At 33.3% G+C, this 22,261-nt stretch carries 21 protein-coding genes; 2 read left to right on the top strand and 19 right to left on the bottom strand.

The features are described 5' to 3' along the window. Positions 1-165: 165 nt before the first annotated feature. The 16 genes from RT261_RS06725 to RT261_RS06650 all read right to left on the bottom strand — a co-directional run bounded on the left by RT261_RS06725 (position 166) and on the right by RT261_RS06650 (position 18,364). Positions 166-792: a hypothetical protein gene (locus tag RT261_RS06725; RefSeq protein WP_313130984.1), complete on the bottom strand. Its 627-nt coding sequence runs from the start codon at positions 790-792 to the stop codon at positions 166-168. Between the two features lie 524 nt (positions 793-1,316). Beyond that, positions 1,317-1,454, bottom strand: coding sequence for a hypothetical protein (locus RT261_RS06720; RefSeq protein WP_313130982.1), 138 nt, complete (start codon positions 1,452-1,454; stop codon positions 1,317-1,319). A 979-nt stretch (positions 1,455-2,433) separates the two neighbouring features. Continuing rightward, positions 2,434-3,429, bottom strand: a complete 996-nt coding sequence (locus RT261_RS06715; RefSeq protein WP_313130978.1) for a hypothetical protein — start codon at positions 3,427-3,429, stop codon at positions 2,434-2,436. 551 nt (positions 3,430-3,980) lie between these two features. Continuing rightward, positions 3,981-7,934 (bottom strand): hypothetical protein, encoded by a 3,954-nt coding sequence (locus tag RT261_RS06710; RefSeq protein WP_313130975.1) that lies wholly within the window; start codon positions 7,932-7,934, stop codon positions 3,981-3,983. A gap of 66 nt (positions 7,935-8,000) precedes the next feature. Continuing rightward, positions 8,001-8,195: a hypothetical protein gene (locus tag RT261_RS06705; protein ID WP_313130973.1), complete on the bottom strand. Its 195-nt coding sequence runs from the start codon at positions 8,193-8,195 to the stop codon at positions 8,001-8,003. 83 nt (positions 8,196-8,278) lie between these two features. Next, positions 8,279-8,977, bottom strand: a complete 699-nt coding sequence (locus RT261_RS06700) for a hypothetical protein (protein WP_313130970.1) — start codon at positions 8,975-8,977, stop codon at positions 8,279-8,281. A 68-nt stretch (positions 8,978-9,045) separates the two neighbouring features. Continuing rightward, positions 9,046-9,549, bottom strand: a complete 504-nt coding sequence (locus RT261_RS06695; protein WP_313130968.1) for a hypothetical protein — start codon at positions 9,547-9,549, stop codon at positions 9,046-9,048. A gap of 152 nt (positions 9,550-9,701) precedes the next feature. Continuing rightward, positions 9,702-10,406 (bottom strand): recombinase family protein, encoded by a 705-nt coding sequence (locus tag RT261_RS06690; RefSeq protein WP_313130966.1) that lies wholly within the window; start codon positions 10,404-10,406, stop codon positions 9,702-9,704. A gap of 313 nt (positions 10,407-10,719) precedes the next feature. Further along, the gene (locus RT261_RS06685) at positions 10,720-11,658 is read right to left on the bottom strand and encodes a DUF5688 family protein (protein WP_313130964.1); all 939 of its coding nucleotides are present in this window, start codon (positions 11,656-11,658) and stop codon (positions 10,720-10,722) included. Between the two features lie 76 nt (positions 11,659-11,734). Next, the gene (locus RT261_RS06680) at positions 11,735-12,451 is read right to left on the bottom strand and encodes a hypothetical protein (protein ID WP_313130961.1); all 717 of its coding nucleotides are present in this window, start codon (positions 12,449-12,451) and stop codon (positions 11,735-11,737) included. 311 nt (positions 12,452-12,762) lie between these two features. Beyond that, complete coding sequence (locus RT261_RS06675) at positions 12,763-13,107, bottom strand: hypothetical protein (RefSeq protein WP_313130959.1); 345 nt, start codon at positions 13,105-13,107, stop codon at positions 12,763-12,765. 279 nt (positions 13,108-13,386) lie between these two features. Continuing rightward, positions 13,387-13,785 carry a hypothetical protein gene (locus RT261_RS06670; protein WP_313130956.1) on the bottom strand — a complete coding sequence of 133 codons (399 nt, stop codon included), beginning with the start codon at positions 13,783-13,785 and terminating at the stop codon, positions 13,387-13,389. Positions 13,786-14,023: 238 nt separating this feature from the next. Next, positions 14,024-14,701, bottom strand: coding sequence for a SprT-like domain-containing protein (locus RT261_RS06665; protein ID WP_313130954.1), 678 nt, complete (start codon positions 14,699-14,701; stop codon positions 14,024-14,026). Positions 14,702-15,358: 657 nt separating this feature from the next. Continuing rightward, a complete protein-coding gene (locus RT261_RS06660) occupies positions 15,359-16,189 on the bottom strand; it encodes a hypothetical protein (RefSeq protein WP_313130952.1) in 831 nt (276 codons plus the stop codon). Between the two features lie 72 nt (positions 16,190-16,261). Then, the gene (locus RT261_RS06655) at positions 16,262-16,441 is read right to left on the bottom strand and encodes a helix-turn-helix domain-containing protein (protein ID WP_313130950.1); all 180 of its coding nucleotides are present in this window, start codon (positions 16,439-16,441) and stop codon (positions 16,262-16,264) included. A gap of 228 nt (positions 16,442-16,669) precedes the next feature. Continuing rightward, a complete protein-coding gene (locus RT261_RS06650; protein WP_313130948.1) occupies positions 16,670-18,364 on the bottom strand; it encodes a transglutaminase domain-containing protein in 1,695 nt (564 codons plus the stop codon). Between the two features lie 159 nt (positions 18,365-18,523). Here RT261_RS06650 and RT261_RS06645 point away from each other — a divergent pair, with 159 nt between their 5' ends. Then, positions 18,524-18,808 carry a helix-turn-helix domain-containing protein gene (locus RT261_RS06645; protein ID WP_313130946.1) on the top strand — a complete coding sequence of 95 codons (285 nt, stop codon included), beginning with the start codon at positions 18,524-18,526 and terminating at the stop codon, positions 18,806-18,808. 33 nt (positions 18,809-18,841) lie between these two features. On the opposite strand, the gene RT261_RS06640 is transcribed toward RT261_RS06645, so the two are convergent. Further along, the gene (locus RT261_RS06640) at positions 18,842-19,072 is read right to left on the bottom strand and encodes a hypothetical protein (RefSeq protein ID WP_313130942.1); all 231 of its coding nucleotides are present in this window, start codon (positions 19,070-19,072) and stop codon (positions 18,842-18,844) included. Positions 19,073-19,816: 744 nt separating this feature from the next. Between RT261_RS06640 and RT261_RS06635 the strand changes: the two genes are divergently transcribed. Then, positions 19,817-20,215 carry a hypothetical protein gene (locus tag RT261_RS06635; protein WP_313130940.1) on the top strand — a complete coding sequence of 133 codons (399 nt, stop codon included), beginning with the start codon at positions 19,817-19,819 and terminating at the stop codon, positions 20,213-20,215. A gap of 137 nt (positions 20,216-20,352) precedes the next feature. Here the strand turns inward: RT261_RS06635 and RT261_RS06630 are convergent, their stop codons facing one another. Together RT261_RS06630 and RT261_RS06625 are read right to left on the bottom strand one after the other, a co-directional pair. Next, positions 20,353-20,562, bottom strand: coding sequence for a hypothetical protein (locus RT261_RS06630; RefSeq protein WP_313130937.1), 210 nt, complete (start codon positions 20,560-20,562; stop codon positions 20,353-20,355). A 577-nt stretch (positions 20,563-21,139) separates the two neighbouring features. Then, positions 21,140-22,114 carry an AbiH family protein gene (locus tag RT261_RS06625; RefSeq protein ID WP_313130935.1) on the bottom strand — a complete coding sequence of 325 codons (975 nt, stop codon included), beginning with the start codon at positions 22,112-22,114 and terminating at the stop codon, positions 21,140-21,142. Between the last annotated feature and the right edge of the window lie 147 nt (positions 22,115-22,261).

Raw genomic sequence — 22,261 nt, 5'->3', positions numbered from 1 at the left:
AACTATATATAGCATTTTCAGTTACTCGTATGATAATTCTCACTCCATAAAGTTACACCTATCACATTTTTAGTTACTCGTATACATATATGCGTTACCATTTTGATGAGTTACATTGAAATTAAAAAAAGGAGCCTTTCGGCTCCTAAATAATGAATTGTAAGTTTATTCTGCTGTTTTATAAATTAACGTTGCTTGTGCATATCTGTTTTGCTTCGTAATGATACTAATGTACTTTTCAATCTTATCCTTGTCCAATTTCTCCCAATCAGCTAGTTTTACTTCATTTAAGCTATCCATCAGTCCATCCAGTTTAACTTGCCAGTTATCTTCAGGATATTTATCTCCATGACTAAAATAATAATGTATTCGATATACCGCATCATTTATATTATAGTGATAAATAAAATCTCTTTGAGTAGTTTCATCCAGTGCTTTTAATAATTTTTCTAATGCTCTTTTTTCATCTGGCAGGAGGTCTTCATCATTATAGTTCTTGAAATATGCCTTCCACATCTTGTCATCTACGTCAATAAGTCTAATTCTTTTCTTACCTGTAAAATAATCACTTTGAATACCAAGTTGTTCTGACCACTGATTGACATCCTCATCCTTAAACCTAAAGCCATAACCATTTAATACCCTATAATAACGTGGCTTCTGAAACTTCATTACATCATGTATATCCCCCTCAAAGCTATCATGCTTTTTTATGTTTCCATACATTGCCTTGATTATTACTAAGTTTATCTTCAGATTGAATAATTCCTCTTTACTAAATTTTATAGCCATATATCCTCCTTACAGCGTATATCATTTATTTCCTATTGTATAGAAAATACATCAACAGAATAATCTAGGAATAAAACCTTCTTCACAATTTTGGTATTTGGTATATTCCCAATATAATGCTTCTCTTCCTATTTCAATATTACATACTGTTATCCCTGCCGACAAATATTTTTCACTAGTGTCCTAATTGTAACACTTTTCAACATAAAAATAAATTGCTACCTATAAGAATTATAAATACTCCCTGTATCACAGCCAGTAAATTTTATGTATCATAATATACGGATTCTCTCCATATTGCCACGTCACACCATTTGGGATTTTACATAAATTGTAAGTTTTAAATAACTACCCCTCCTATTTACAACTTTCTCAATTTCCTCATACTCCTACCCTTTTGTTTTTCTGAAAACCCCCCTATTTCACTACTTTTCCACCGAAAAAATCCCAATCACACTTAAAAATTTTTAAAGAAGTTTTTATAACAAAAAATATAAACCTTTACGATTTGGTCTCCTAGTATTTTACATTCCAATGTATCTTACAACTTGTCTCACTTCCCACCACTCCACGCTTATCCCCATAATTTCTGAAAGCTGATAAACCTTTCTTCTCTTTTCCCTTACCCTTTCTTTCTCCTGTCTACCTACGCTGTTACCCATAAACCCTTATACTCCCTATCCTACATTAGGATTATCAATCTCCATATTACACACTCAAATTATAACGATGAAATCTTGGATTCACTAGCTTATGTTCTGTCTGAAATTTACCCACAATACCACCAGACTCCGAACACCACAAAGCATCTGCATTTTACTGTATGTCCTCCTGTTTTTAGACTGCCTACCTCCAGTTATATTAAGAAGATATTCTGTTTTCACTAGCTTGTGTTTTGTCCAAAATCTTTGTAGAATAATACCATACTGCTGATACCTCAAAGCATCCCTACATTTTCTTTTGTCCTTATTATTTTTTTACTGCCTATCAAAATCATCCTAAGTTGACATTCTGGGTTCACTAGCTTACTATCTGCCCTAAAATATTAGCTAAATACCATTTGTTTTTATTATCCTTTACTGCCTTATCCGAAACATCCTTTCCTACTTTTCCTGTATATCATAAAATACCTTTCTTTGATTTCTCTGAAATGCTTATGTAAATACCCCTTCTGTTCTAATCTCTCTGAATGCCCTAAAGCAAAACTCCTTTTCTACTTTTCCTGCATAGTTTGAACAGCCTTTCTTACTCTACCCTAACCATAGGTATCACCATTAAGATTCTTTCTTTCCCATACCTTCAGGCTGTATACCCATTTTCTCAACTTGTTATCCGACTGCTAACATTCTCAAAATCAGACCCACTTTTTGATATATCTTAAAACCATATACTATAAATGCTCCCATCCTTTTGAAGCACATTACTCAAAACCCATCTATACTTTAAAATGCTGTATTTTAAAGCCATAACAACATACTTAAAAAGCTGACACCTTATATTGAAAATCTAAGTTCTATCTTTTAAAACAGAACCAAAAAGCATACACCTTGCACGCTTTTTTTCCATGAAAAAAGCCGGATACACATTTCTATGCTCCAGCCTTTATCACTCGCTATATTCTATAATTTCAAGTAGAAATCTCTAAAACTCAACCTTTTTCTTTGCTATTTCTTTCATTGGATTGCTTTCCTTCTTATAATAAGGTTCATATTCCATTGTGGCAGGTATGAATTCACAATAAACACCTTTTAGATAAGTATATAATTCTTTTGCCGTCTTTTCTAACTTTGCCTGTATCTGTCCTTTATCAAATCCGAAATCATAAACTCTCTGCGTACTTCTATTGTATTGTACGTTTTCACTTTCTTTCATGACCTCCACATAAAGATAAATCATTGTTCCCTCGAAAGCTACGAACTTATATAGACCCAAATGAAATTGAGGCTCTCGAAAAGATGCTATAATCATGTATCTGTTTACCATCCTTGTATACCGTTTATCAACAGCGACTACCACCTTCTTATCCTCTGTCAACTTTTTAATCTCTAATACTGTTCCTATTTCAGCTCTAGAACTCTCGTTTAACTCTCTGTTGATTTTCTTACTGTCTTCGGTATAATAGATTTTTTCATTTGTTTTATTCTTTATATAGTAAAGTTTCTTCTCTGAGCCATAAGTCAATATTGGCTTTCTCCTTGTTTGAATCATAACCTTTTTGTCACTTAAACCTATCACAGGATACATCCGAATACCTTCCTTGTCATTGCTGCTATTGTAAATGCTATAACTGCCGTCTGGTATGCCTGCAATCACTGCCAGTCTTGGCACTTTGTTAAATTTTGATAAAGGAAGATGCCCTATTCCAATTCGATTGTTTTCCCCATACATTCTTTTAAAATGCTTAGAAACAGCCTCCGCATCCCCAGTGTCTATTGTTGCTTTTCCTGTTATCATATCATGTAAATATTGAAGTCTCTTTACATCCTTATAAGAAAATCCAAGAGAGGAAAGTACCGAAGAATTCACTTTTCCATAATTTATAAGTACATCTTTTAATACCTCCAGTTCCTCCATACGAAATCCTAAGTTTAGTAATTTATCTCTGTTTGCACCAATCTCATAAATACTGATACCCATATAAACAACTGCCCCCTTCCTGTCTTTTTATTCTTTCTTGCCCCTAATGCTGAAAAGAAAGCCTTTGCAGTCACACCCTATTATGGATATCACTACCCCACCTATCTTTTATATCCATACACCCAAATTCCATATATCTACATTCCCCATCCAATACAATTACAAACACTTGTTCCTATCCATTTCCCTTCTTTTTTAGTACCTCGACTGCATACCCTAAAACTTCATACTGCTACTCTCAGTTTTTCATCTAAGCAATATCATTTCCTTCTTCAGTAAAATAAAATCCTCATATGATACCACAAACTACTAATCTCATTTACAGCTTTTTCATAACTGTTGAAAATCAACCTCTCTGCCCTCCAAAATATCATCCTGCAACCCCACAATGTACCTTTCAATTTTTATTCCTCGCTACCCTTAAAAACTACTCATGTAACCACCTATTTTACTCATATACAGTATGAACGCTTTCCACCCCATTAAATTTTCACATAAGAAAAAGCCCCTCATACTTGAAGAGCTTTCTCAAATTCTTACCTATATTTAGTTTATCTTCCAATGTCCATTACCGTTCCATTTGGTATATAAAAGACTTTCGATAAGAATAAATATTCTATATTCCGTATCTGAATTGGAACTACTGTATCGCCCCAGTTACATTCTGCTACATATCCTTTTGGTTTAGAGGAAAGTGTAGGATAGATAGCAAAACAACTGCTTCTTATCTTGTCTTTGGCAGTATCACTACTATAATTGAATATATCGGATTTACTCTCAATTAAACCACAAAGCTTAGGATCCAATGCAGAAGTACGACTACTCGCTCCAGTACTGTTACCATCAGTAAATCCCACTTGAATCATGTATTCACTAAGAATGACCGATATCCCATCAAAGGCTTCATTATACCAAGGATTGTTATTTTTATCAGTTCCTTGGTTTCTATCAATGGAAGATACATAATTAGTAACCAGTTTAGTCTTATCATCCAGTTCTTTTATTTCTTCTGATTGTTGTATCATATCCTCTGCCGTCTGTATTTTACTAATCTGTCCTATCATTTCTTTTGCTCCGTTATTAACCATCTTGTATAGATAAACATTTCCTTCTGTATTGGAGTTAATCTTATATTCTACTGTTCTTACTAACTGGCTGTTGCTATCCCCTGCTGTAAATATCGCATTACTATTCGCTTCTTTTGTAGATACATTTGACCTTAAGTAATACTTGGCATCCTTACTAAGCTGATTCTCGAATACCTTCTGACTGATACCAGATGCAATTTTATTTAAAGCAGTGCCATCCCCAATTATCTTCTTTTGCTCTTTTTCAATCCCCTGCTGTATATACTGGGTTAGCTTATATTGCTCTATATTTTTATTGATATCCTCTACTAAGCTATTCCTTCTTTGGTATGCTTTTTCACTGCTATAATAGTCTGCACCATTAGCAACATGATTTAATTCACTGTCTGGAATAACTGTCTGCCATGTCCTTACCCCTACATAAGTTGTATTCTTTGGTTGTTCTTGTAAGCTATAGACTGCACCCCCAGGCAATACCGACCTTCTATCCTTGATTCCATTCTCACTAATAAACTGACTTGTCCTTCTATGACTGTTCCATAGATTGGATTCCATAAGTAAATTAAAGCTGCTCTTTCCTGTCTTGGAATACCCAATCTCGATAAACTCTGAATTCTTTAATACACTCATGTCCTTACTTAATACATAGGCATCTTTTGTAGTATTCCCTATGGTATAATTCATTTTTATGTAAGGATAGAATACTATATTATCTTCTGGTTCAATGATATACCTACTAGGATTAATAAAGGTATGACCCTTGATATCAAACTTATCTGCCAGAATATCGCTACTTTCAATTCCGATATTTAAATCTCCTGTATAGGTTTTTACCGTAACACCTACAGAATGACTTATTTCTCCTAATGTATGGGTCTGACTTCCTTCCTTTGATTCTAAGCTATGATTATATGTTGTTACCGTATCACTCTTATTATCCTTTGCTAGACTAATATCAAATGAATAGGAGTTACTTCCAGTATCTACTCTGTCAGATTGATAATCTGCACCTCCACTACTAACCATTAAACCTAACTCTTTCAGGTCTTTCACTACATCACTACTGTTTTTATAATCTGCCAGTGTTGGCACATCACTAGATCTGAATAGATTAAAGCTATAATTCGGATATACTTTTATATCATCGTTTCCACTTAAACCAATAGTACTTACCCCTGTGCTGTTATCCAGTAATTTAGATGCAAAGGATTCTGTTTCTGCTATTATCTTATTATTATCTACCAACTTACTAATTCCATAAATGTGGTTATATTTATTATCTTTCATAGCTACCTTACAAAGATGTCCAGAACAAGGAATTTCATTGCCCTCCTCGTCTTTTCCATGATTATCATGTAAGTATATTGTATGATTTTTACCTGCTACCTCTGAAATACTGCTCTGTATCTTTAGCTTACTGCTAACCCCTTCATACGAATCCAATAAACTGGATACCTTGGTTATCTCATTTTCATAAAGTATAATACCGCTATCGTCTTTAGTAATAACAGGAGTTGGGGTTACTTCCTCCTCTGTTATTTCCTCACTTTCCTCTGGATTAGTCATATACAACTGCATACCATAACCTTCTATTGTACCCTTTGACAAATTGCTGGCACTTGCCAATTCATCCATGGCTCTTCTCGTACCTTCCGTTTTGGTTGGTGCTTTTATGGTTATACCATCCCCTTTCCAGTCCGATTCTGTCATCAGAGCTGACCACCCTAATTTAGAAGTCGGTGTGGAATATGCTCCACCACTCATATCCGACCAGTACCCCTTGGATTTTAATAACGTCAAGCATTCAGCATAATTTGTAATTGTACCAAAGATATGATATTTAAAATATGTACCCGCCCCTCCTTTCGCACTATCCCATGTGGCAGGCTGTATATAATTCAAATTTTCCACCAATAATGAATACCCTTTCGCTACCATAATATCTACTGTACTCTTTGCAGCGTATTCTGGTAAATTATGTTCTGTCAATTCAAATAAAGGCTTGCCTTTAAATTCTGCATTAAGTAATTTAATTATTTCCCCTTTGTCCTCAACCTCTGTCGTACTGCTTGAACTATTACCTGTTGTACTTAAACTAACTACCGTTACTTCCTCTTTATTCTTTGTAGTCGTAGGAGTAGGAGCAGCAGATAAATAAACAGGCTCTGTCCTTGTATAACTTAAAGTCTGAACCATACTCCCTTTGTTATCAACTTTAATACTATCCGTATTACTCATATTCATTGTTACTACTTTTCCAACATTTGTATTACTTGAGAATGTATAAGATTTATACTTATTTTTGGTTACTTCCTCAATATATCTATTGGCATAAGAATAAGCAGATTTAGATAATACACCAGCATCATATAACCACTTAAAATACTCTTTCTCACCCTCCACATAATAATTAAGCAATCTTCTTTTATCGTTCGTATTAAATGTGTTAAGCTTATCAATGTTTTTAATATAAGCATCTAAGTTTTTATCAATGGCTGATTTTACACCACTAAATATAACATCACTTGGAAAGGATATGATTAACATTCTCATAAAGTTGGCATTTAACATATACTGTAGCATATCCATAGCTGTACCAAGAATTATTTCATCATATTCTTCTTTTGTAATCCTTTTATCAGTGTATAAACCTCTATAGTAGTTAGCTAATTGACTCATCCAAGAGTAATAGGTCTGCCTTTTCGTATTAATATCAATTTTCAGATCCTCATCTAATTCTTTTTTCAACTTTTTAGCACTGCTAATAATATCTGCTTTTGCTTTTACTACATCATACTTAGGAGTAGACGGCTTAGAATTACCTGTATTATTGGAATTTCCTGTGCTATTAGAAGTCCCTGTACCGTTTGAACCACCTGTATTACTTGAGTTCCCTGTACTACTAGAATTGACTGTATTGCTTGAAGTACGCTTCCCAATCCATTTTTTCCCCGCCATCAACCATTGCTTCAAAGCCTGTCCTTCTCCCTTTGCATTCCCATTGCCATCAGTGCTAATGGGATAAGGTGGAAGACTATTAAACTTTGCTACCTTATTTAACTCTTCAATGGTTAAATTTTTATTAAGCTGATTATTGCTAAGTGACTGTGTCTTTGCATTTGTGAAGTAATATAGATTGTTCTGAATATCTTTATAATTCATAAAGAATACATCCACAGAGCCAGCTTTTCCATTTTCTCCAAGGCTCATAACATTTCCTGCCTTGTCAATGACCGTAAACCTATATCCGCTCTTCGTCTGACTCCAATTCAGCGTTCCGTTACCACTATTCAAACCAGAGGAAGAACCTCCTCCAGTAGCGTTATCATCAATACCACTTGCCATTGCTACACTACCAGTTAAACTATTGATTATAATTGCTGTTAATAACATTATAATTATTACTTTCCTTCTCATAACTTTTCCCTCCTATATGCAATTAAGGAGCCCACACATGGACTCCTTAATAATTAAATGCCTACATTATTCTGTTTCTAAATATGCACCATCTAAATTTACTACATATCCTTGATTATCCACTACAGTCATTCGATACCCTTCCTTAACTTCTCCCCACCGCAATGAAGAACTAACTTCTACATCTCTAGTACTGTAACCTTTTACCAAAACTACACTAACTGCTAATAACATTACTATAACGATTGCTTTCTTTACCATATAAATTCCTCCCTTAAATGTACTTAAGGAACCTGCATAAAATACAGATTCCTCATGTTATTAATAATTACTTATTCTGTTGTTTACGGTGTACGAAAAGGATTACCTTTACCCTCATAAGGCACTACTCTACCTTCTATTTCATCTAGGCTAACACCTTCTGGAATAACATTGCCTTTGCTATGGTCTACAGTTAAATCCCATCCCATTTCTTCAAATAATGCATTGGTTACATCATCAATTTCTACATCGTTATTTTTCTTATTTGAAGCAGTTTCAGAATTATAATCTTTCTTTAACTCTTTCTCACTTTTCACATCCTTAGTATCAACCTTAACTTCTGCCTTATAAACCTTATCCTTTGAATTACTATCCTCTACTATAACGTCAGCCAGAACATCTGCAAGTATATCATCCGCTTTACTATTGCTTTCTGCTTCTACTAAAGCTATATCATTTATAATTACTACGTCACCATCTGTATTTACAATTGTTTCAGAACCTATTTCTTTATCACTTTCAATTACCTTTTCTATTTCTGTATTTATGACAAATGCTGAATCCTTTGTTTCTACAGTATCAGAAACTGCTAAATCATCTTCATTATCAACAACTGTATCCACTCTTTCTTCATCCACTTTAACTCTATTTTCCTCTGTTACAGAAAGAGGATTCGTAGCTGCTTTATCTCTATTTATATTGGATACATAAAAACCTACTCCTGTTATACCAATCACAAGAACAGAAACTATTACGATACCAAGTTTAATATTCTTCTTCATACAATCACCCTTCCTTTCTTTAAAGGTAACGCAAATACCTTTATTTGTCAACATTCTTTTAACTTTTGTCAACCATCTGTATTCCTGCCATCACCCTTATAAACACCAATTTTCTTAAGCCTTTTGCGTATTCCATCTTCCGTAAAGCCATACTTAATAGCTAATTGCCTACAACTCTTTCCATCCATGTAATCCATTTCAAGTTCAATGTCTGGAACTCTCTTTTTAGCAGGTGCTGTTTTTCCTTTTTTTATTTCTTCATGATGTTTCACAATTCTAATGTTTCCTTCTAATACGTCCACCAGATAATTAATTTTGTTAACATCAATCTGACTAATGACTTCTTCCACTGTTTCTCTGATAATATCTTGTAACTCTGAAACTGATAAACTATCATTATCACTATTATTGAATACCTGTTCAAAGTCTACTTTGTTACCACCCATTTCCATGCTGTCCTGCTCCTCAAATTCTAAGTCATCAAAATCATCATAGAAGAAACCATCCTCACTAGCTCCGCTATTAATACTATCCATAACCTTACATACATCCTTATCCATAAACCCATCCATGCTTATTTCCTCCTTTTTATACATATAATTCATATAATTTATACCTATAATTCATATAATTTATATCTTCTTATTACTTTAATGCTGTTTTACAGGACATATACTCCTTTGTCTTATGCCCTGTAAAATCATCCTATAAACCCACCTAATTCTTAGAAGACTATCTCTACATCATCAAAGTCCATATTGACCTCTAACTTCACTTCTTTGCCGTCATTATTTTCCTTTTTATAGTCATCACGATACCTATAGTAGGTAGCCCTGCTCAAATTATGCTTTCTCATAAGATCCACTGGTCTAAGCTTACCTTCTAATACCAGTTTATAATCTTTTTCAAATGTATCTTTTGCTAAGGCTCTAGGTCTGCCCATTACCTCTTCCCATTTACCAGATGCACGCAATGCTTCATACCCTTCTCTTTGACGCTTCTTTAATTTCTCTAGTTCAGCCTGCGCCATAGCTGCATAAACCTCAATGATTACAGTATTTATTGTTGCTAATAACATTGCACTCATGCTGTTCTCCATATCCGAAAAATCAACTAATGTAGTCGGTATTTCTAATATCATCACTCTTACACCAAGGCCTTTATAATACTGTAGTTCCTTAAGAATATCGTCCTTTATCCTACCTAACCTGTCCAATTCACTTATAATCAAAGTATCCCCACTGTCAAGCATTTCACGAAGCATGGAATATGTAGGTCTATTAAACGACTTCCCTGTAAACTGGTCTGTATAAACCTTGTCCTTAAATAGCTGAATCCTCCTATCCTTGCAGAATTGCCTTATTTCATTAATGCCCCTGTCCAATTTCTGTTCTTCTGTTGATGTTCTGTGATATGCATAATATGCCATAATAAATCCACCCTTTCTTTTAATTTTGATACCCATCTATCAATTAAATGTCCCGAAATAGGTCGAATCCTTATGACTATACTTAAATATCTTGAATACCAGTTTTTATAGCAGTGATACACAGTTAAAACACATACCACCACAGAGGATACCCTTTGGAGCACCTAAACTGTATGCCACCATAAAAATGCTTCATTTAGTGGTAACAGTGGTAACACACTGCTTCTTTCCATCCTCATAAACCTAAAAACAGGTGGCACTGTAGCAGTACCACCTGAATGAAAAGGGAAAATTATGTTGAGCCTAATTGCTCCTAGAGTTTTTCAATTTTATTTGTTGCTCTGTAATACTTATAAACATTGTCACTTAGAATGTCCTCACTCTGTAGCACTGTCCTATTCACATCCACTACCATCCTCTGTAACTCAAAACCACGATAGCTACATCCATAATCTAATACTAATATAACTTCATGCAAACTAGACGGTAAAATATAAAGGTCTGCACCCATGGTATCAGCGAATTCCTTTATCATATCAGGGTATAACATGGCTGTGGCACCATAAACCCCAATCGAATTACTTAACACATACATGATACCCCTGCCCTCTTCTGGAACAGTAGTATCAAATAACTCTGCATACTCCTCGTTGTCCACTCCTTCTGGTGCTATCATACTAACTATCATTTCATTTATATTTCTAAGAGATGTAGGAAAGTACGTCATAGAATTATGTAGGGCAGTGTCGTACAGTACATCTATCTCTATATTAAAACTGCAAAATAATTCATTATTGATCCGATAGGTCTGTACCCCCTCTTTATCACTGCCTACTAACACATGAAATGTGATTGCTAAGTCCTCGTAAACCCTTTTATGAGGTACTCCCTGTAATAACTCTTCGTTCTTATCGTAATTAATCAGCCTAAGGATTACATTCTTCTTGATACCCTCCCAAGTAAAATCATCTTTCACTACTGGCAATCCTTTGTTAGAATTTCTGTAAACCTGTAAGATATCTTTAACAATGCCTGTAAAATCTTCTTCCTCCTCATACTCCCTATAGTAGTCATTGAGATAAATCGTTGGTGCTATATTACTGCCAACGCAACGAATACATAAACCCAGTAAACACCTGTTATTATTTTTAATTACCTTCATTAACTTAACGTCGTATAGAATACCCAACTCCTCACTGATAACTGTTTCAACCGCTTCTCCGAATTCTTCTAAAGTCAACATCTCTATCATTTTCTTATCCTCTCTTACAAAAAAGTTGGGAGCCATCATCTTAACGATAATGACTCCTATTAATAGGTATTAATATTTAGTTACTTGCCAATCGCTCATACATTGCATTTAAGTTTTCTTTTAACTGCTTCAATTCACTGATTGCCTTATAGTCTTCCTCATGTATATCAGAAACACTAATAGTTGCAACCTTTTCCAGATTGCTTCTAGTAACACCGATAAACTGAATTAATCGACTGGTAATTCCAGTTCCTAATCCTATGCTGTAAGAACCTCTTTCCAACGAAATAATGCTCCCACTATTAACCATACCACGAAGGACATTAATCACCGTAGCCTCCGTAAAAGTCTTACCAGATCGCTCTGTAATATAAGCTACAATCTCACTTTTCTTATGGCTTTCTCCATCTCTTAAGAACTCAAGAATATGATATCTGGCTTCTTCACTGTCACTTTTAAATGATACAGGAGTAACAGTATGAACAACTTCCTTATCCTCACTATTATCTGATAAACTCTCATTGGAATCCTGTAATTCTTCCTCTGCACCATTGCCTACATCTTCCATGTTTCCCTCTACATCCACAGGGTCTGCACTATCACATTCTGCTGTTTCTACAGGAATTTCTTCCTGCTGAATTTCCTCAACAACAGACTCCCCTTCCAGTAAACCATTCTCTTCAACTGCCACCACTACATCCACCGACTCTTCCTCATTTACAACATCTGCTACAACAACTTCCTCTGGTAATACCACTGCTGTTTCCTCTGCTTTATTTCTTTTCTTAGCCATAATTAATCTCCCTTTCACGTTCTAATATTTTCAATTAACTTGATTACATCAACATCATAACGCTTCTGTTTGCCCCTGCCTGTGGACGATTTATCCAGAGTTTTTATCATGAAATGTACAAAGTGCTGGAATTAAATTTACATAATAAAAAAGCTACTTAAGCTTGTTAGGTTAAGTAGCTTTCAATATGTATTAGATTGGATAATTGTTACTTTTTTATTTCGTCAGTATATTACTAAAATAGTATATCATTATCTTCATATGTTCAACAAATTGTAATATATCAGCTTAGGATTGTATGGATTGATAAACTAATCGTTATTAATAATTATTGTAACATAATGTTGCCTTTTATCATCCTCTCTCTGACTAAATATGAATATGTTATCTTCTTCATATTCCAATGTACTAATAGCTTTTTCAAAACTACATTCAACTAATTCATTGTCAATATACTGATAAAACTTTACCTCATATAAATCATTATCATTATCGAATTTACTTTTTAAACTATCAATTTCTTCAGTACCATAGTAATCAGCCTCTGTATATCCTAGTATCTCAAATACTTTATCATTCAAGTCATTAATATGACTACTTACATAACCTTTTCTTACCTTTTCTTTCCCAAGTTCTATAGCTTCTACAGCATTCATAATAATACTCCTTTCATATATCTATAATTATTTTCTTTTTATAATCACTGATTGTATCCTTAATATAACTAACAGCTTAATCACTTTTATTTTGTCATATAACTTAATGTTATTGTACAACATATTTATCCAAAATGCCATCTTTCATTTCCTATTTAATCTTTATTTATTATAAACCAGCTTCTTTAAGTCTCCTTCTAATCGTCATATGTGTTACCCCCTAACTCATAAGCTACTTTATTGTTATTTTGGTATTTGGTATATGGCTATAAATTTAAACTATTTCTCCTTCAGTCTATTATATATCGTCTGCTTGCTACATCCCATTACAGCAGCAGTTAAACCCTTATCACCATTACACTTTTTTAATGTTTCTATTACTTCTTCTTTTGTTATATATTCTTTTCTAGCTATCGGTTTCTTTTTCATATCGTTATAATGCATTGCTATGTTTATGACTTTTTCATTCGTTCCCCTTAATCTTCCTTGAAGTTCCACATTCATTTTATTTGTTTCTTCCAGTTGTATAAGTAACTCATACACAAATCTTACAGTATCCATATCGAAATCTAATCTGTTGTGACCTAATGCCAATGACAATCTACGGAAATCCTCATGTTTTATCTGTCTTCTAATACTGCTTTCTTTTATCTTACTAACCGTTTGTTCAAATATCATATTAGTTCCTCCTTCATTCCAAAATATATATTTTCTTCAACCATACCCATCTATATATTAATGCTTAATTTTAGGGATAGAAATCATATAAACCTGCTACATAATTTTCAATTTTGCATTACAATACGCTCACATGCATCTAATAAACCAAAGTATATTATAAAATCCAAAATATAAATTTTTTTACTATAAACCACTAATAAAAGCCTTACCTTTTTCAGTAAAACTTCTATCTTTTTTATTCATGCACTTCCATTGTTTTCATACATTTACCGCAGATAATAAATACTTCTTTTGTTGCCCTTACCGACAAATTACATGAGGGGCATATGTACTTTCTAGTAGAGCATTTCTTTTTTACTGGTTTATCTATACCATCCATGCCACCTACTTTATTACCATCTGTATCTCCGTTTCCACCAACCTGTATCATATATTCTTCTCTGTAGATTGGGATATCCACTAAACCATTCTTTTTTACCCAGTTTATCAACATAGAAGAGGGCGTTGTCAACGTCCAGCCATATTGAGGGTGCTTATTAATTATCAAATCCCTCTTCTCTGCTTCTTCCTTAAATATCTTGTTATGATAGACCCCATTACTGCTGACATCTTTAATATTTCTGCTAAAGTTGTACAGATGAACAGACTCATGCATTAAGGTAGCAACTATATTTTCAATAGGACGTGCCATATATACCGCAGAAATATTGATCTCATGCTGCCTGTCTACTATCTGCCCATCCTCACGCTTCCATACTTTATCCAGCGAGAAATGTCCGAATGAACCCGTCTTACTTTGTATCGTTATCGTTACATCTTCCAACTCGTTATTGAAGTAATCTTGGTTTATCAGTTTATATATTGTCTTCAGATATTTTGCAGATGTAGCATAATCAATGATTTCATTCTCCATAACCGTACCTCCAATCTAAAGTGCATTTATCTATTCATAATATCTACTGAAATGCACTTTATTAATTCTTTTAGATACGTAGGATATCAGGCATATATTAAATCATATTTTTCTATATATCCCCCCACTAAACCCATTTATCTTAATAAATCCTAACCCTCTATTTCATTCCTATCAAAATCTATCCTTCAGAACACATCCAAATTCTTACATCATGTATATTGATTTTTTCAACTAGTTACCCCGAAAGAATTTACTACGAAGTACCCCTCCGTTCATTAGTATATTTATTCAATCACTTAGCTCTATTAAATACTCATGAAAGAATTAGATTTTAATTATTGTTGAAAATGATCTCCTCTGCAAATACTAATTCACTAACTGTTACGGTAATTAGGCTCATTAATGATATTTTATATGTTTGATATAATTTCTTAAATGCAATACCAGTAATACATTTCATTTCAAATAAACTTATATTCCTTTTATCCTCCTCGTTCTTCAGCTATTCAATTTTAAACATTAAAATAGACTGCCTTTAGAAGACAGTCCATTTAATTTATCGTTCTCTAATATTACTATATAATTATGGTGACACTATTTATAAAGATACGCTATATAATTCTATGCTATTGATGTACATCCCATCCTATTAAACTAATACTTTAATATTTCATGTATTAAACCATTACCTGACCTGTCTGGATCTTCAGGTCCTGCTGGGTATGCATTAACACTATACGCATGCCATACCCCTTCTAACCAACCTGCTGGTAAGTATCTCTGGCACCCACTGTACTGCAATCCACCCATTTTTACCAGTGGAATAAAAAATCCATCTAATTGTTTCCAAATTTTAAGAAGTGGATCATTTAGTCCATACATATCATACATAGTATAGCTTTGCGGATATTCCCAACTTACCCATGTAGCAAAGTTTATGTACTCCTCTTCTGTTAATTCATATGGAGTGACTATGTCTTTTTCTGATATATCTTTGTATTTATATTTCTCTCCATATGCATACAATGTACCATCAATTTCTTTTATGTAAATTCCCAATGTTATTCTATATAAAACTAAATTTGCTCGAATCCAATCATACCTTTCTTCAATTTCCGCGCTCATACTGGTATCGTTCAAAACCATTATGCCTGAAATCTCCAAGTAATCCATTTTCTTTAATGCGTCATACTTTTTCCTATATGAAGGAAAAATAAATCTTTTATTAACTGCCCAACCTCCCGGGTCTCTATAATTAAAATCAAACTTTTTCTCTTTACAATTTACAAAGTCATACTTAATCCCCTCGTATGAATATGGTCTAATCCATTTGCTTGACTTATGATATATTGTATACAAATACGCATTTATTATTTCTTTCTCATAATCATTTAAATCTGATGTAGCTGCATAAACTACTCTATAACCTGTTAATAGTCCAAAAAGTATTACAACAGCCATAATTAATGATGTTACTCTCTTCATAATGTTTCCCACCTCTCTTTTATAAGCTATCAATGGCTTATCCTATCTTACACTTTATAAACCAAGTCTCACCTAGCCATTCTGTAAAATGTTACCGTCATAGTCTATGACCCCTTGCTTAACTAACTTTTCAGTCCAGTAGTAAATCGTACACCTTTGAACACCTAGCAAACGAGCCATTGCTTTCTTATTAAAATTTGTTTTTTTAAGTGCATATAGATATAACTCTCTTGAAACCTTCGCTTCTGCCATCAATATAAACCTCCGTTTCTTTTTTATTTATTAATACTTCAATATCAATCAGACGTTTAATTCAATGCAGACATAAAGTAAATTTATATGCATACATAAGTAACCGAATAAATTTTAAGCATAAAAATAAGACCTCCACACAATCATATATTGAAGGTCTTATCAATCATAGCATATTAAATTTTCAGCTAAACCGTTATTTATAATACAACAATATGTATCTCTTTATTATTTTACAGTAACACTTACAGTTCCTAATAATTTATTTGTGCTCTTATTATAAATCTCTACTGTAGCTGTGCCTTTAGATTTTCCTGTAACGTAGCCATCACTAGATACTGTAACTATTGTTTTACTATTCTTAACTTTTCCAGTAGTAATATCTATAGTGCCATTGCTCTCTTGTACAGTAAACTTTAAATCCTTGTAACCATTTTTACTTACAACGATTGCATCTCGTAAACTAATCTTACTTCCTACCTTAACACTTGTATTCTTTGTATTTACTAATGGCTTTACCGTAACTTTCACTGTTAATTTACTTCCATTATCACACGTAATTGTAATATTAGTTGTACCTGCTTTTATACCACTCACATTTCCATTTTTATCTACAGTGGCAATAGTTGTATCCTTAGATGCATATTTTATACCCTGTAATTTGCCATTCTTGTCTTGTAATGTAAGCTTAATTGGTGCTTTTTTACTATACACTACACTGATATCATCTGCACTTTTAATAGTAGTATACCCACTACTAGTACTACTTACTGTAGCTTTTTCTTTTGATACTGTAATATCAATAGTTTGTTTGATACCTAACTCTTTATTAGTTGCAGTTAGAGTAGTCTTGCCTGCCTTTAAGGCTTTTACTTTGCCATCATCAGTTAAACTCGCTACATCTGGATTGGAGTTCTCAAAGTTTAATTTGATGCCTGTAGTATTACTAATTAGCCAATTGTATTCTTCACCAATGTTTAGTCTCTCTACATTGACTGGGTCAATATTTATATTGTATAATCTGGCTGGTACACCACTATTCTGGGTGCTACCTGTACAATCTGAATTAGATATCTTGCTATAAAGTTGCGAGTCTAGTATTGCATCAGCTAGCTCATGATCCGTATTGAATGAGTTGTTTCCCTTAAGGAAGTACTTTTTGCCCCAACTTGTACCCCAAGTTGTGTCTAAGTGATACCACTTACCGTCTAACTCTACTAAGTTCCAAGCGTGGAAATACCATGCGTTACCTCCACTAGCTGCCCCAGTAACATATCTACTGTTTAATCCTAGCTCTTCTGCAAATACATCGAATAACTTGCCATACCCATTACATACACCCTTTTTATTTATGAATGTCCCATATGCATCTAATATTTTGAGCGATTCATCATATTTGATATTAGTACAAATCCAATCGTATGCCCAGGCTGCTTTTTCATAGTCACTCTTAGTTGCTATACCGCTATCTATGATTAACTTTCTTACTCCTTTATAGAGTTCTAGGTATTCATTATATACGTTTCTATATTTATAAATATAATCAATGCTTTTCCATTTTTGTCCTCTATCTGTTACGTAATCATCATCCCATCTTGGTCCTATCCAACTTATTATACCATAGGATGCTTTTGCATATAATTTAGTATTCCAGTATAAACCATCAGATTCATACGACATATCGCTTACATCAGCCGCCATATAATCAAAGTCATCTTCTTTACTTGCTAAATATCTTATCGTGAAGTTTTCTTCATGATTCGCTAATGCTCTTTGTACTGCAATAAACTCATCCTCATTCGTTTCTGCATAATATATTGGCTTACTATTGTCTGCCGCTTTTACACTTTGTGATGGCAGTATTCCTACTCCGCTTACAATCATTACAACAATCATTGCAATGGTTACTAATCTTTTCTTCATGTCCTTGGTTCCTCCCATAATTATCCTTCTTTCGCTAATTAATTATGATTATACCTAATATGGAACTGGAATACAATACCAAGTCCGCAATTCGAAGAATTTTATCGTCCTTTGTTTGACTGATTTTTAGTACACTGATTGTAGAAAGTAGGTGACGTATTGTTGATTTTAGGAGATAAGTTAAAAGCCTTACGAAAGGCTAAAGGTCTTACACAAATCCAAGTAGCTGAAAGGTTGGGGCTATCTAAAGCTGTAATTAGTTCGTATGAAGTATCTGGAAGATCTCCGTCGTATGATATTCTCATCAAACTTGCCTATCTGTATGGTGTGAGTACTGATTATTTACTTGGTGTAGAAACACGTAGAACTATTGATGTTAGTAATCTTACTGAAAAACAAATTGATGCTGTTATAAATATGATTGATGCAATAAAGCACCCATAAACACAATACACACATTGGTTAGGGTGCTATTTTCTATGGCTCATATTCTAAATCACAATCTGTTTCTTCTTTTTCTGCTACTTCTAATATTTCTTGTAAATGTTGTTCAATTTCATCCACCTGTTTTCTTAGTACACACATAGATACAATTGCATGTTCCATTGTTGACAAAGGTTGCTGAAATGCTAACCACAATAATTCTAACATTTTATTAATGCCATCCATTTCAATGATTAAGTTTTGTATATCATCTGATACTGCCATAAATAAAACCCTCCTTTGTTTTAAAATGGAGGGTATGATACCATCGATGTTCTATTTATGCAAGATAAACTTACAACTGAATAGATCCTTCTTAATATATAAGCCTATAGTCTTCATCATAGAAGTTTAAGGTCTTTATCATTTGATCCTATCTATATACTCTCTCTGCTAATCCCCCCTATATTCAAGCCTATAGTGGTTATCATTGAGTTTTTAGTCTTCATCATTGGAGCATATCTGAATATTCTCCCTGCTATTCCTATATCTAATTCTATGTATCTTTCCCATACTTCTATCAGTTGATTTCCAATATCTAAAGTGCTCCTTAGAGCTATTCATACAGCAGTTTAATTCTTCCTACTGCCATTTTGGCATACCAGTAATTCAGTACTCCCCTCTCCTTTTTCGATATTATTTAGTATTTTCAATAGACAATTATAATTATTGTGGATGTAGTTTTTGCCGTATATCCCAGTTATGGCTTTATGTATCTAGCCATTCAAATATGATTTATTTGGAATATATATCGATACGAATATCTTTTATACCAGCAAAATAATCACACATACACTTCCATTATCTGTATTTTAATAAAATACTGAAAAAACCAAATTTCAAAACCGTAATTCCGTAATTTTATATAGTAGATCCTCTTACTCCATGACCATAAAATGGTTGAATAATGTCTTAATATGTACTAAACTAGTTCTAATATTAATAAATTAAAGTTTGGAGGATATTATAATGGAAAAAAGAATGGATGCTTCTAACATTTCAATCAATGAATTAGCAAGAAAATTTGTGGATTATATTAATTTAACACCTGATGAGAAGTTAAAAGAATCATACATTAATCATGTATATGAGAGTGAAGACGATGATAAATGCATAGGGAAGTTTAGACTTTTGCATCTTTTTGATTCAACCAAAAATAATGAATATCTTACTTTCACTGCTTGCTTTTTTAAAGATGAAACAGGAACACAAAAATTAACTATACATAATATCGAAAAAGAGAAACTAATTCTAGAATGTACATTTAATGATGCCAATAAATCATGGAGTGCTGAACAAAATATTCCAGATTTATATCTCTCTTCTATAACTGCTATGGCAACAAAATTAAAAAATATTTTAGTCTAGGCACGATTTTACAACTTTCTACTCAATTTTTAAATCAAAAGTGCATATAGGATTATCCTATAAACTATCCTATAAAAAAGCTGTTACATAATTTAATGATCTGTAACAGCTTTTTCAAATATTTAAAATTCTTAATTCTACGCAACAATATCAACCTTATCAAGATACTGGTCTATCTTCTTTAAGTACCATAGTACTCTTTTTCCAACAACCACTTTTGCTCCTGCATTACACCCTATCCGAACAGCTGTACTTCTTCCAACTGATAGTATTTGTTGAAGTTCAGCTGTATCCACTGTTATTTTTCTACTCAAATCAATTCCCTTACTCTTTGTCGTTGCATTCATAATAAAAGCCTCCTTACAATATGTTATGTTGTATCAATCTAATTTACCTACATTACATAAACATATTAACGCTCTTATTACCTTTTGTCAGTGGACATGTTTTACGGTCTTTATAGCTGTTTTCGTACGATATGCCAGATAACAAATTTATTCCTTATTTGTTATCCTTTATCAGTCTGTTTACAGCTTTTTATGCAACTTCAATATCACAAGATAAAGCAGGATGGATTTCAAAGCCCCATATATTTACTTGTAAACTACTCTATGCCACAAGATGCCATGCTATGCCATCTTACCTGCATAGCCTCCCCTTTTTAGTGAATAGCCCATCACAATGGCGTGGTGGGCTATTTGCTTATATGCTGAAACAGGATTATTTGCTGAATTTTAAGAATTTCATATAATTGATTTATATCAAAAATTTATTGCTTAAATACAGTTTGTACACAACTTTATACGCAACTTTTTTTAATAAGATAACATATTATGAAATAACATGAAAGCAAGAATACTTATACGAGCAATTAGCCGCTAAACTCTATAAAAGTGCTATGTTTTTCAGGGGTTCATCTAATAATTAGTATTTTATAGTTTTAATTATAATATCATACTTTCTAAAAAAGGCCTTTTTAGCTTCGATATCTTTTGCTGTCTCTCCACAGTAGGTAAAAATTTTGACTGTTCGCAATTCCGGCATTTTCTGAAGCCATTCATGAATGATGTCTTCATCGGATTTCAAGCTGTGTCCAATAACCACCAATTCTTCAATATCATTAAGCGCAACTCCTATGTCAATCTGGGCGGCATTATTATTGTTCATCTGCATATATTCTTTAATTAACTCGACCAAATCGTCTCGGATATCGTATTCCCCTCTATTACTATGAAGAGAAGAAATTTGCCCTCTCATTTCAATCAATAGCTGTTTTGCGCCAATGCTTGATAAATCCATACCTCTAGACATCAAAAAGCGTTTAAAATCAAGATATTCACGCAGCTGCTCTTTTGCATATATTGTTCCTTCTGGCGGCATCAAACAAGGATCCTCTCTAAGAGGATAACCTAACACAATACTTTCCTCATTAAGTGATCCATGGATGTAGTAGATGTTTTTAGTATAACGCGAAGCGACATTTGTATAGTTAAATGAAACGACTCTCGCATTATCCGAAATCTCGTTTGATATAGACTCAAGTTTATTACTCTGTCGATCTTTCGTGACTTTGCCCAAATACTCTCTTAGTTGAACTTCTAGTTCTGCAAATGCGGAATTGATTTGAGCAATGTCATCCAAATACTCTTTTTCTTCTTCGTTTCCGTCAGTATAGCTTGACATATACTCTTGAAACCACTGGGATGTAATAGTACTGATCATACATTCAAAATCGTACCAGTATATACCGTCTAGCAATTCTGCTTTGCAATATTTTTCCACCATATTTTTATACATTTCCAGAGCAGGGGAAGTGCAAGCATCTGAAAAGTCCTTATAGGTAGTTTTATAATCATGAGCTAAATCGAATCCGTTTCCTATCAGTATAAGCTTTTTCATCTTTCCATCTCCATCAGAGTCATTTGAGCTTCATTTTATTAGTATCAGTTTAAATAATCCCAGTTCGTATTATAAATATTATCTTAACCTGTCTGCGCTTCTCATTATTGCTATAATCTGCAGTTTAATATACTATTTATTATGCAT

The sequence above is a fragment of the Anaerocolumna sp. genome, from assembly GCF_032079385.1.
In the GTDB taxonomy this organism is placed as follows: Bacteria; Bacillota; Clostridia; order Lachnospirales; family Lachnospiraceae; genus Anaerocolumna.
The sequence above is the reverse complement of the archived record's forward strand: the minus strand, read 5'-3'. Positions and strand labels throughout refer to the sequence as shown.